Annotated in this window: 8 protein-coding genes and 1 pseudogene; 2 read left to right on the forward strand and 7 right to left on the reverse strand. The window is 60.1% G+C overall.

All coding sequences use genetic code 11. The features are described 5' to 3' along the window. Positions 1–24: 24 nt before the first annotated feature. A complete protein-coding gene (arcD, locus tag ACZZ0D_RS03290; RefSeq protein WP_212548873.1) occupies positions 25–1,452 on the reverse strand; it encodes an arginine-ornithine antiporter in 1,428 nt (475 codons plus the stop codon). Positions 1,453–2,055: 603 nt separating this feature from the next. On the opposite strand from arcD (ACZZ0D_RS03290), the gene arcD (ACZZ0D_RS03295) reads away from it, so the two are divergent. Both arcD (ACZZ0D_RS03295) and ACZZ0D_RS03300 read left to right on the forward strand, forming a co-directional pair. Beyond that, on the forward strand, positions 2,056–3,483 hold the full coding sequence (gene arcD, locus ACZZ0D_RS03295; protein ID WP_053123047.1) for an arginine-ornithine antiporter: 1,428 nt from the start codon (positions 2,056–2,058) through the stop codon (positions 3,481–3,483). Next, a complete protein-coding gene (locus ACZZ0D_RS03300; protein ID WP_463552449.1) occupies positions 3,480–4,343 on the forward strand; it encodes a DNA-3-methyladenine glycosylase family protein in 864 nt (287 codons plus the stop codon). Before arcD (ACZZ0D_RS03295) ends, ACZZ0D_RS03300 begins: the two co-directional genes overlap by 4 nt. 126 nt (positions 4,344–4,469) lie before the next feature. On the opposite strand, the gene ACZZ0D_RS03305 is transcribed toward ACZZ0D_RS03300, so the two are convergent. The 6 genes and pseudogenes from ACZZ0D_RS03305 to ACZZ0D_RS03330 form a co-directional block, all read right to left on the reverse strand. Further along, a complete protein-coding gene (locus tag ACZZ0D_RS03305; RefSeq protein ID WP_463552450.1) occupies positions 4,470–5,816 on the reverse strand; it encodes a CoA transferase in 1,347 nt (448 codons plus the stop codon). 193 nt (positions 5,817–6,009) lie between these two features. Continuing rightward, entirely contained in the window at positions 6,010–6,765 is a 756-nt protein-coding gene (locus ACZZ0D_RS03310) for a methyl-accepting chemotaxis protein (RefSeq protein ID WP_401242094.1), read from the reverse strand. Between the two features lie 102 nt (positions 6,766–6,867). Further along, positions 6,868–8,148, reverse strand: a pseudogene (locus ACZZ0D_RS03315) (methyl-accepting chemotaxis protein); the annotation flags it as partial. A gap of 385 nt (positions 8,149–8,533) precedes the next feature. Beyond that, on the reverse strand, positions 8,534–8,929 hold the full coding sequence (locus ACZZ0D_RS03320) for a YbaN family protein (protein WP_212543888.1): 396 nt from the start codon (positions 8,927–8,929) through the stop codon (positions 8,534–8,536). Positions 8,930–9,102: 173 nt separating this feature from the next. Then, on the reverse strand, positions 9,103–9,711 hold the full coding sequence (locus ACZZ0D_RS03325) for a biliverdin-producing heme oxygenase (protein WP_159812518.1): 609 nt from the start codon (positions 9,709–9,711) through the stop codon (positions 9,103–9,105). A 112-nt stretch (positions 9,712–9,823) separates the two neighbouring features. Continuing rightward, a complete protein-coding gene (locus ACZZ0D_RS03330; RefSeq protein ID WP_463552451.1) occupies positions 9,824–12,379 on the reverse strand; it encodes a TonB-dependent receptor in 2,556 nt (851 codons plus the stop codon). Between the last annotated feature and the right edge of the window lie 62 nt (positions 12,380–12,441).

Genomic DNA, 12,441 nt, shown 5'->3' on the forward strand with positions numbered 1-12,441 from the left:
TCCAGATGACAAATTAGTCGGGTATTACAGAGTCAGGAAGCCGTCGTAGAGACCATAGGCTGCCACCAGGGCACCCACGATCACCAAGGCGAAAAGCAGCTTCTCGACGTTAGTGAAAATCGGTTGGTTGAGTTCCAGCTTGGCTTTGGCGAACAGGATCGCGCCAGGTGCGTAGAGCAGGGCCGAGAGCAGCAAGTACTTGACCCCGCCGGCATACAACAGCCACACCGCATAGATCAGCGCGATGCCGCCGATAATCAGATCCTTGCGCCGTTCGGCGGCAAAGCCTTCGTAAGTTTCGCCGCGCACCGCCAGCAGCAGGGCATACGCCGCCGACCACAGGTACGGCACCAGAATCATCGAAGTGGCGAGGTAGATCAGCGACAGGTAAGTACTCGCCGAGAACAGGGTGATGATCAGGAAAATCTGCACCATCGCGTTGGTCAGCCACAGGGCGTTGACCGGTACGTGGTTCTCGTTTTCCTTGCGCAGGAACTCCGGCATGGTGTGGTCTTTGGCGGCGGCGAACATGATCTCCGCACACAGCAACACCCACGACAGCAGCGCACCCAGCAGCGAAATGATCAGACCGACGCTGATCAGCACCGCGCCCCAGTGACCGACGACATGCTCAAGCACGGCGGCCATCGACGGGTTCTGCAGTTTCGCCAGTTCCGGCTGAGTCATGATGCCCAGCGACAGCACGTTCACCAGCACCAGAAACAGCAGCACGGTGATGAAACCGATCACGGTGGCTTTACCGACGTCCGAGCGTTTTTCCGCGCGGGCCGAGAAGATGCTCGCGCCTTCGATGCCGATGAACACCCACACGGTGACCAGCATCATGTTGCGCACCTGGTTCATCACGCTGCCCAGATCAGGGTTTTTGATACCCCAGATGTCGGCGGTGAAGATGTCCAGTTTGAAGGCGAAAATCGCGATCAGAACGAACAGCACCAGCGGCACAACCTTGGCGACCGTGGTCACAAGGTTAATGAACGCTGCTTCCTTGATCCCGCGCAGGACGAGGAAGTGCACGGCCCACAGCAGCACCGAGGCGCCGATTACCGCCGCAACGGTGTTGCCCTCACCGAAAATCGGGAAGAAGTAGCCGAGGGTACTGAACAGCAGAACGAAGTAACCGACGTTGCCCAGCCAGGCACTGATCCAGTAACCCCAGGCGGACGAGAAACCCATGTAATCGCCGAAACCGGCCTTGGCGTAGGCGTAGACACCGCCGTCCAGGTCAGGCTTTCGGTTGGCGAGGGTCTGGAAGACAAAAGCGAGGGTGAGCATGCCGACAGCGGTGATGGCCCAACCGATCAGCACGGCGCCAACGTCGGCGCTGGCGGCCATGTTTTGTGGCAAAGAGAATATCCCGCCACCGATCATTGAACCGACTACCAACGCAACCAGTGCACCGAGTCGTAGTTTTCCGGGAGCTTCAGACATTGCATGACTCCATTGCAGGAGAAGAGAGATCACAGCGTAGTTCTGTTGTCTGTTCAGTTAGCTGACTTAGATCAGTGCATGGTCACATTCCATTGTTAATGAATGACTTATGAATGGGCTGAAGGCATAAAGCTATCGTCTGCGAAGCCCGATTTAGACGCTTTTTGGCTACATGCTTGGGAATAGCTATTATTACTTTCGAATTATGACGCTAGTTCGTTTTGGCAGATTGGCAAATTTTCCGCGTCTGTTTTCAGTACAGAATTGATTTATTAGGATCAGCGCACAAAATTGTCTGAGCGTGCTAGGCGTTAGCGTGATCGGCTATATATAAATGAGCGTTTGTTGGCGTTATCTAATAAACGTACATACTCTTTACCCATTTAGTTAGTTAAGACATAAACCTGTGGTGAGGGGATTTATCCCCGATGGGTGGCGTAGCCGCCCTGAACCAGTCACTGCAGTAATTCAGACATACTTCGCGTGACGGTTTTGCGACTGCTGCGCAGCCGAACGGGGATAAATCCCCTCGCCACAGGGGGGCCGGTGTATCTGGGGTTTCGGTAGAAATTGAGAATTCGTTCATCAGGAAGGGAGATTTGAATGTCGCAACCGACGCAAAAGCTGCGCCTAGGCGCGTTGATCGCTCTGGTGGTGGGGTCGATGATTGGTGGGGGGATTTTCTCGCTGCCGCAGAACATGGCGGCGCGGGCCGATGCCGGGGCGATATTGATCGGTTGGGGCATCACCGCGATCGGCATGCTCACGCTGGCGTTCGTCTTTCAGACCCTGGCCAACCGCAAGCCTGAACTGGATTCCGGCGTCTACGCCTATGCCAAGGCCGGGTTCGGCGACTACATGGGGTTTTCATCGGCGTGGGGTTACTGGATCAGCGCCTGGCTGGGTAACGTCGGTTATTTCGTTCTGCTGTTCAGCACCCTCGGCTACTTTTTTCCGGTGTTCGGTCAAGGCAATACGCCGATCGCCATCGGCTGCGCTTCGGTGCTGTTGTGGTGCGTGCATTTTCTGGTGATGCGCGGGATCAAAGAGGCAGCGTTCATCAATCAGGTGACCACGGTGGCGAAGATCGTGCCACTGATCATGTTCATCGTCATCGCCGCCGTCGCCTTCAAGGCCGACATTTTTACCCGCGACATTTGGGGCACCAGCAACCCGAACTTCGGCAATGTCATGGATCAAGTGCGCAACATGATGCTGGTCACGGTGTTCGTGTTCATCGGCATCGAAGGCGCCAGCGTCTACTCGGCGCGCGCGGAGAAACGCAGCGACGTCGGCCGCGCCACCGTGATCGGCTTTATCGGTGTGCTGGCGTTGCTGGTGCTGGTCAACGTGTTGTCGCTGGGGATCATGAGCCAGCCGGAACTGGCCAACCTGCAAAACCCGTCGCTGGCAGCGGTGCTAGAACACATCGTCGGGCCGTGGGGCGCATTGCTGATCAGCATCGGCCTGGCAATCTCGCTGCTCGGTGCGCTGCTGTCGTGGGCGCTGCTCTGCGCAGAAATCCTCTTCGCCACGGCCAAAGACAAAACCATGCCGGCGTTCCTTAAAAAGGAAAACAAAAACCACGTGCCGGTGAACGCGTTGTGGCTGACCAACGCGATGATCCAGATTTTCCTGCTGATCACCCTGTTTTCGGCGGGCACCTACACCAGCCTGATTTATCTGGCGTCGTCGATGATTCTGGTGCCGTACCTGTGGTCGGCGGCGTATGCCGTGCTGCTGAGCGGGCGTGGCGAAACCTACGAACACGCCTCGGCCGAACGCACCAAGGATTTGCTGATCGGCGGCATCGCCCTGGGTTATGCGGTGTGGTTGCTGTACGCCGGCGGGGTGAAATATTTGCTGCTCTCGGCGCTGCTGTATGCGCCGGGGGTGATCCTGTTTGCCAAGGCCAAACATGAGCAGGGCGAGCCGATCTTCACGTCGATTGAGAAGGGCATCTTTACCGTCGTCATCATCGGTGCGGGTCTGGCGGCGTATGGCTTGTATAGCGGCATGCTGTCGTTGTGAGGTTGGCGCTGGCGTATCAACCGCCGTATGACTGGGAGGCGATGCTGGGTTTTCTCGCGGCGCGAGCGGTGGTCGGGATGGAGACCGTGGTCGATGGCGTGTATTCGCGCAGCATCGGGTTGAACGGGGTGCATGGCACGGTTTCAGTGTGGCCCGGTGCTGCTGATTCGCTGGCGGTTGAAGTGGATTTTCCTGATTCGCAGGCGCTGCCAGAGATTGTGCGGCGGTTACGGCGGATGTTCGATCTGGATGCGGAACTGGCGCTGATGCAAGGGCATCTTGCGCAGGATCCGCTGCTGGCGCGGTTGATGGCCGAGCGTCCGGGGTTGCGCATTCCGGGGGCGTGGGATGGCTTGGAACTGGCGTTTCGTGCTGTGCTCGGGCAGCAGATTACCGTGGTGGCGGCGATTCGGTTGGCGGGGAAATTGGTGGCTCAGTATGGCTCGCCGTTGCAATCGAAGGTGCCGGGTTTGAGTTACGTGTTTCCTGAGGCGAGTGTGTTGGCTGAGGCCGATTTGGCAGCGTCGGGGATGCCCAAGAGTCGAGGGCGGACACTGTCGGGCGTGGCGCAGGCGTTGCTTGATGATCCAGCATTATTTGAGCCTTATCGCGAAGGCGGGGTGGCGCGGTTGCTGGCGTTGCACGGGATTGGCGAGTGGACGGCGCAGTACATTGCGCTGCGGCAATTGCGCGATCTGGATGGCTTTCCCCATGGCGATGTCGGGTTGTTGCGGGCGTTGGAAGTGCTGGAAGGACAGCGGCCGACGGCGCGGGAATTGGCTGTGCGGGCGGAGGGTTGGCGGCCTTATCGCGGGTATGCGGCGCAGGTGTTGTGGGCGTCTTTGAGCCGTGGTGATTGATCCGGAATTTGCGTGGCCAATTCAGCCCTCATCGCGAGCAGGCTCACTCCTACAGTTGACCGCGTTTCTACTATTGGAACGCGGTCAACTGTAGGAGTGAGCCTGCTCGCGATAGCGGTTTAAAATTCACCACTGAGGTTGGTGGGAACCCAAGTCCGTGGCAGGCAACGCCCACTGCAACGGTGTGCCGCTGATCTTCACCGGCGCCAGCAACCGATGTGCTGGCCCCCATGGGGTTTGTTCCAAGGGCAACCCTTGGTCTTGTTCATCCTCGGCACGCAACGCTTCGCTTGTTCCTGACCCACACCCAATCAACAACTTCGCCGTCCGCGCCAACGACAACCGTGCCGAACCACCATGTCCATTCCTCAACCGCTCAGTCAGTAATCTGATCGCACTCGCCGCCATCAAATAGCCGGTCGCATGATCCAACGCCTGCACCGGCAACGGCGTCGGTTTGTCCGCCTGCTTCCAGCGCTGCCCGGCCTCGGCGATGCCGCTGCTCATTTGCACCAGGCTGTCGAAACCCCGGCGGTTTTGCCACGGGCCGCTCCAGCCGTAAGCGTTGAGGCAGACGTCGATCAATCCCGGTGCCAATTGGCGACGACGTTCAACGCCGAAACCAAGATTCTCCAACGCATCAGCGCGATAACCGTGCAGCAGAATGTCGGCGTCTTTCAGCAGACTCTCGAACACCGCGCGGTTCGTCGGAACCTGCAAATCCAGCCGTGCGCAGCGTTTGCCGAGGGTCATTTCCGGGACGACGCCGGGCTCGTTCCAGGTCGGTGGATCGATGCGCAAAACCTCAGCACCGAGCCCCGCGAGGAAACGACTGGCGGTAGGGCCGGCGAGTACGCGCGTCAGATCCAACACCTTGATCCCGGCCAATGGGCGTTCCACCGAGCCTTGCCACGATTTCGCATGTTCATCCTGATCTGCGAAGAAGTGAACAAGCGGCTCGGCATTCACCGCCAACCCCTGCGGATGCTGTTGCCACTGCGCCCAACTGCGCATTTCGGCGGCGCAACCCTTGGCGTCGACCACCACTTGCTCCAGTTCCGTGCTCGCCCACTGCGCGACTTTCGCCGCCATCGCCGCGCGGTCGGCGCAGGCACCGAGCACGCGTTCAGCGGCGGCGCGGTGGTGCGGGGCGTTGGTGTGCAGGCGAATCCAGCCGTCGCGCGTTGCGTAGTCACCGGCGACCGGATCCCACAGCGGCGGCACTTGCCAGCCGATCGGGCGCAGTGATGAGGAGAACCAAAACGAGGCCAAACGACGATCGACTTCTACGGCGGGCAGGTGGCCGGTTTGTTGCTGCAAGAGTTCGCTGACGGCTTGCCCGGCAGCGGCGATGCTGGCGCAGGCCAGATCGGTGACGGCGAAGGCCGAGGGCAGGGCGCCACTGGCGGTGAACGCAATCGGCGTGTGCGGCAAGCCGAGTGCGGCTTGAATGGACGTGAGTAAATCAGTCATCGAAGGCCCTCCGGAGCGAGAGGGCGATGATAGTGCAAAAGAATTTTGAGGCAGATGAAATCCGGGAATGTGAACCCGTTTCCCTTGTGGGAGCGGGCTTGCTCGCGAAAGCGATGTGTCAGTCACTGCGATGTTGCAGGAACTGACGCCTTCGCGAGCAAGCCCGCTCCCACAGGGAATGTGTGGTGAGGGTCTAGACGCGGAACTGATCCATCAATTTCATCTGCTGGCTCGCCAGGGCATTGAGCTGGCTGCTGATCGCCGCCGACTCGGTGGCTTGTCCGGTCAGGGTCTCGGTCACGGTGCGAATCGCCGAAACGTTGCGATTAACCTCTTCGGCCACCGCGCTCTGCTGTTCCGCCGCGCTGGCAATCTGCAGATTCATGTCGCTGATCACCGTCACCGCGTCGCTGATCTTGCCCAGCGCATCCACGGCCTGACGAATCTGCCCGGCGTTGTTGTGTGCCTGAGTCTGGCTCGAATGCATGGTCGCGACCACGCCACGGGTGCCGGTCTGAATACGCTCGATCACCACGCGAATCTCTTCGACCGAATCCTGCGTGCGTTTGGCGAGGTTACGCACCTCGTCGGCGACCACGGCGAAACCGCGTCCACTCTCACCGGCACGGGCCGCTTCAATCGCCGCGTTGAGCGCGAGCAGGTTGGTTTGTTCGGCGATGCTGCGGATCACTTCCAGTACCGAACCGATCTGCTCGCTGTTGACCGCCAGCGCTTCAACTTCGGTCACCGCTTTGCTGACTTCATCGGCCAATTGATTGATGTCGCGGGTGCTGCGTTCGATGATCGACATGCCGTCCTTCGCCGACTGATCGGCACCTTTCGCGGCATTCGCGGCATTGGATGCGCTGTTGGCGACGTCGTGGGCGGTGGCGCTCATTTCGTTGGATGCGGTGGCGACCTGATCGATTTCGCGGAACTGCACCTGCATGCCTTCGCTGGTCTGACGGGCGATTTCCGAAGACTGGTCGGCGGTGCCGCGCGCTTCGGTAATGCTCTGTTTGATCTGCGCAATGGTCGGTTGCAGCTTGTCGAGGAAACGGTTGAACCAGTTCACCAGTTCGCCCAGTTCATCTTTCTTGCTGTAGTTCAGACGCTGGGTCAGATCGCCTTCGCCGCTGGCGATGTTCTTCAGCATCTCGGCGACGCTGTTGATCGGACGGGTAACGCCAGACGCGGTCAGCCAGATCAGCAGCAGGCCAACCACGCCAGCCACCACAGCCACCAGCAACGCGGTGAGCACGCCGGTTTCCTGGGCATCATCGAGCACCGCTTGCAGCTTGACCGAGTCGGCCAGCAGCACTTGTTTCGGCAGGTCGATGACCACGCCCCACGCACGCGAGTTGCCAATCGGGTCGACCGGGTACACCGCACGGATCAGGTCGCCCTGTTCGAGGATTTTCGGAGTGCCGGAGGCGAGCAGTTGCAGTACGTCCTGGCCATTGGCGCCGAGGGTGTCGTTGATCTTTTTGCCGACCTTGGTCGCGTCCGAACTGTCGGCGCCGAGCACGCCGCTGCCGGAGACGATAAGCATGTGCCCGGCGTTGTTGAAGAGGTTGCGTTGCGAGTCGACGGCGGCTGCTTGCAGCGCGTCGAGGGCGATGTCGACACCGACCACGCCGATCGCTTTGCCGTCGACAATCAACGGTACGGAAATGGTCGTCATGAGCATTTCCTTATTGCCCACGGTGTCGGCGTACGGGTCGAGCAAGCAGGTGCGTTTGTTGTCGCGAGGGCAGGTGTACCAGCTGTTGTACGGCGTGCCGCTGACGCTGAGGGTCGTTTTGGTCAGGTCTTCTTCGACCATGATCGTGTTCAGCGAGGCGCCGGCCGCGCGGCTCCAATAAGTCGCGAACCGTCCGGCTTCGTTGGACTGGCGCGCGGCGTCGTTGGCGAACTCGCTGTCCTTGCCGTCGAGGCCGTTGGGTTCGAAGGCGAGCCAGATTCCGAGCACTTTATCGTTGCGCTCGAAGGCGGTTTTCAGGCTCTGGTTCAACTCTTCGCGCAGGGCGCCGGCGTCCAGCGAACGCTTGGCGGCCATCACGCGCATGTCTTTGATCTGATCCGCCAGCGCGGTAATCACCAACAAGCTTTCGCCAAAGGTTTTCTGCACCCGCACCGCTTGTTCGGCGGCTTTGGCTTGCAGCAGGTTTTGCACACTGGCGGTGAGCAGTTGGTTGCTGGAGTTGCTGACCAGTTCATCGTTCTGGTTGGTCTGGTAGATGTTCATGCCAACAATCAGCGCGACCACACCGAGCAGGCACAGGCCGGAGAGCAGGACGATTTTCAGGCGGATGGACAGAGAGTCGAACATGGGGCGATCTCGCGAATGGATAAACGGTTGGCTTGCGGGTATGGACTACCCGGTTCGCCAAATCCATTCAGCGCCATGAATGCTCATCGGCGCGAGGCGAAAAGGCATGAGGCGCGCGCCGACGAACGGTCAGCGCTAAACGTTTGCGCAGGGGAAAGTGCTGGAAATCAGAACAATTTCAGGGAAGTGTTTGCGTGAATTGGATAGCTTTTGTGGCGAGGGGATTTATCCCCGTTCGGCTGCGAAGCAGTCGTTAGACAAGATAATGCGGTCTGTCAGTGGAACGGGGGGGGCCGGGTTTGGGGCTGCTTCGCAGCCCAGCGGGGATAAATCCCCTCGCCACAGGGTTTATGTATGCCGCAGATTTGGAGTGATCTTTGAAATATCAGGCGGGTTTAGTGATGGTTTCCGGGCGCGACCAGATCCACAGATTCCCCAACCCCATCCCGGCGATCGCCAGATAGATCGGCCAGCCGTGATCGAGCATCACCAGCATCAACGTCGCGCACAGCAACATGCTTACCGTCGCGCTGACTTTGGCTTTGCGCGCGATGATCTTGCCATTGCGCCAGTTGCTCAGAATCGGCCCGAACAGGCGATGGTTTTCCAGCCAGGCACTCAGGCGCGGCGAGCTGCGGGTGGCGGCCCAGGCGGCGAGGAGGATGAACTCGGTGGTTGGCAGGCCGGGCACGACAATGGCGATCAGGCCGATGCCGAGGCTGACGTAGGCCAGAAGGCCGAACAGCACGCGGGCGAGTTTGGAGGAGGCTGGTTGCGGCATGGGCTCGGCGGGATGCTTCTGAAGCGGGATCGGGATCTTACAGGTTGTTGCAGTTCCCATGTGGGAGCGGGCTTGCTCGCGAAGGCGGTATGTCAGCCAACATCTCTGTCGAATGTGAGGCCGCATTCGCGAGCAAGCCCGCTCCCACAATGGGTTTTGTGCTGTGTCGGGAATCAGGCCGGTTCGGCCTCGGTGGCGTAAGCCTGTTCCAGCAACACGGTGAAGCGGTTGAACGCGTCGATCGCGCCTTGTTCCACTTCGGCTTCTTCCTCAGCGCTGAATTCCAGTGAATCCAGCGTGCGCACGAAGCTCTTCCAGCCTTCAGCACGGCCACCCTCTGGCTCACCGAGGTGACGGGCGCCGAAGGTTTCGCTCAGCTCCAGGGCCACGGCGCGTTTGATCAGAAACGCAGCGCCGAGCTTCGAACCTTCGGACACAAAGATCCAGCCCAGTGCCCGTGCCTTGCTCGGGTTTTTCACCGCGCCGGCGACCGGGGCCGGGACTTCGGTGTCGAGATCGGCGAGGTCAGCCTTGGCCGCTTCAGCGCGGCAGCGGGCCGGCAGGTCAGGGACGATGGCGGTCAGTTCGGCGCTGTTGTAGAGGTCGACCAGTTCCGACTGGAACAGGTACTGCGCGACCACGAAACGAGCGAAGTTGGCGCGGGTCTCGAACGGCGCGTGAGCCTTCACCAGGGCATCGAGCTTGGTGTGCGGCTCGTTGGTGATCTGGTTCAAGCGTTGCGAACGCAGGGCAGGGCGTTGTTCGGTGTCTTGAGCTGTCATGGGAAATCCTTGAGAAAGAGAGGCGCTTGCTAACGAGACGAACAAGCAGACGCCTGAGCGTAAAAAAACCTCACTGCGCGGTGCTTGAACACGCGCAGTGAGGTCGGCCGGATCAGATGTCCCAGACCAGATTGATCGCGAAGTTGCGGCCCGGTTGGGTCAGGCGATCGAGGTTGGCCGGTTGCGTGACCGAGGCTTCGCCAACGCTGTCGTAACCGCGCACGTCATCCCACTGCCAGTATTTCTTGTCGGTCAGGTTGTAGAGACCGGCGTTGACGGTCACGTCGTCGGTGACTTTGTAGAAGCCCGCCAGATCGAGCACGCCATAACCCGGGGTCTTGAACTGGGTGCTGGTGCCGTCCGGTGTTTTGAACATGGTGCTGTCGACACGATCCTTGCGCTTGACCAGCGTCCAGCTCAGCAGCGCGCCGTATTTGTCCTGGTCATAACCGAGGCCGAACACGCCGGTCAGCGGATTGATGCTGTTCAGCGGCTCACCGCTGTCGTCGTTGCGGCCATACAGGTACGCCATCGAGCCTTGGGTGTAGAGGCCGGTCGGTGCGCCGAAGGTATCGAGGTTCAAGCGACCTTTAAGCTCCACGCCTTTGATGGTGGCGTGTTTGATGTTGTTGCTCTGGAACGTGGTCTCGGTGTAACCGGGAGTGATGGCGTTCTCGTCGATGAAATCACGGTACTTGTTGTAGAACACCGCAACGTCGAAGGTGCCCGCTTCAAACTGGCCACGCAGACCGGTTTCATAGCTTTTGCTTTTTTCCGGTTCAAGATCCGGGTTCGGCGCGACCTGGTAGCCGCCCGCGAGGTTTTCGAAGCGACCATACAAAGCCTTGGCGGTCGGGGTGCGGAAGCCTTCGGCGTATTGACCGTACCAGGTGTAGTTATCGTTGAAGCTGTAAGTCGTACCGAACTTCGGCGACAGACGATGCCAGGTTTTCTTCTCGTCGCTGACCTGACCGTTACCGCTCTGGTCGGCAGTGGCGAGGAACTCATCGGTGATGTGCGGCTTGAGTTCGGTGTAGTCGTAACGCGCGCCCGGCAGGAACGTCCAGTTGCCCCAGCTGATCTGATCCTGGGCAAACAGGCTGTAGCTGTTGATGGTCGGATCCGGGAAGTCGCTGGCCGGTGTCAAGGTGTCGGCCGCGCTTGGCGCACCGATCACGCGGCAGGCGCCGGCGACGGTCAGGCAAGTGCCGGAGCCGGTGCGCAGACCGGTGACCTTGTCCTGCTTGATGGTCGTGCCGTAGGTGATGGTGTGATCGGTGTCGGCGATGGCAAACGACTTGTCAGCCTGCGCATCGAATACCCACTGGCGATCTTTGTAATTGGTGTCGCGGTTGCGCAGCACAGTGCGCGACGGCGCGTAGATTTCCTGGGTGCTCTGATCGGTTTTGGCGATCTGATAGTTGAGCGACCACTTGATGTTGTCGGCCAGCACAGTGTCCAGCGCGAAGCGGTGTTCCAGACCAAAACGCTCGCGGGTAACGGTGTCGTTGCCGGTGCGCGACTTATAGAAACCGAAACCGCGTCCAGCGTTGAACGGGCCACCGACGGCGCTCAACTGGTTGGTGTCGCGATCATCTTTATAGTGTTCGTAGGTCAGGCCGAAGCGCGCGTCGTCAGCGTAGTTCCAGCCGAGTTTGGCCAGCACGTTGGTGGTGCGCACGTCTTCCGGGTTGGCCTCGGTGCGGTTCAGGCCGGTGCCACCGGTTTCGCCGTAGGATTCGGTTTCGTGACCGTTGCGCTGGCTCAGGTGCAGCAAACCGTCGAAGTCGCCGGTGCGGCCAGCAATGGTGCCGGAGGTCAGCCAGCTGTCATCGGCCGAGCTGTAACCGGTTTTCAGCCGTGCGCCGACGTCCTGACCAGGCTTGATGATGTCGTCCGGATCGAGGGTGTAGTAGCTGACGGCGCCGCCAATCGCGTTGCTGCCGTACAGCACCGAGGCTGGACCACGGAGAATTTCGACGCGTTTGACGATTTCCGGGTCGACGTAATTGCGGTTGGTCTGCGCGTACGAACCGTTGAAGAAACTGTCCGGCACTTGCACGCCGTCGACCTGAGTCAGCACGCGGTCGCCATCGATACCACGGATGTTGTAGCCGGTGATGCCGGCACGTTGACCGGCACCGCCCACCGAAACGCCCGGCTCGTACCGCACCAGATCCTTGATCGAGTTGACGTTGTTGCGATCGAGATCTTCGCGGGTCTGCACGCTGACGGTGGCCGGCACGCTATTGACCGACTGTTCCTGACGCGTGGCGCTGATGGTCACCTGATCAAGGTTGAGGGTGCCGCTGCTGTTGCGCTTTTCCAGCACCACATTGTTGTTGCTCAGCTTGCGGAAGCTCAGATTGTGCCCCACCAACAGCCGCTCCAGCGCTTTCTCCGGCGGCAGCGAGCCGCGCACGCCCGGCGACGATACGCCCTGACCCAGTTCCGCCGGCAAGCCGACCTGCCAACCGGTCACAGAGGTGAAGGCATTGAGCGCCGACACCAGCGGTTGCTGGTTGATGGAGAACGCGTAATCACCCATGTTGCGCGCCGGTTGCTCGGTGGCAGCCATCAGCGGTGCGGTGCCGGCCATGAGAATGGCAGCGGTCAGCAGCGACAATACGCGGGAAGGGGAAGTCTGACGGGTAAGGCGTGAGGACATCGATAGCGCTCCGTGTCGCACGAATCTTTATAGGTGCTGATTGGCATCGTGATGCGAATCAA

Source organism: Pseudomonas sp. AC193 (assembly GCF_979258075.1).

Excerpts from the sequence above, each read along its gene's own strand:
- arcD (WP_212548873.1), bottom strand. The coding sequence starts at position 1,452 with ATGTCTGAAGCTCCCGGAAAACTACGACTCGGTGCACTGGTTGCGTTG.
- arcD (WP_053123047.1), top strand. The coding sequence starts at position 2,056 with ATGTCGCAACCGACGCAAAAGCTGCGCCTAGGCGCGTTGATCGCTCTG.
- ACZZ0D_RS03305 (WP_463552450.1), bottom strand. The coding sequence starts at position 5,816 with ATGACTGATTTACTCACGTCCATTCAAGCCGCACTCGGCTTGCCGCAC.
- ACZZ0D_RS03310 (WP_401242094.1), bottom strand. The coding sequence starts at position 6,765 with ATGCAGGTGCAGTTCCGCGAAATCGATCAGGTCGCCACCGCATCCAAC.
- ACZZ0D_RS03320 (WP_212543888.1), bottom strand. The coding sequence starts at position 8,929 with ATGCCGCAACCAGCCTCCTCCAAACTCGCCCGCGTGCTGTTCGGCCTT.
- ACZZ0D_RS03325 (WP_159812518.1), bottom strand. The coding sequence starts at position 9,711 with ATGACAGCTCAAGACACCGAACAACGCCCTGCCCTGCGTTCGCAACGC.
- ACZZ0D_RS03330 (WP_463552451.1), bottom strand. The coding sequence starts at position 12,379 with ATGTCCTCACGCCTTACCCGTCAGACTTCCCCTTCCCGCGTATTGTCG.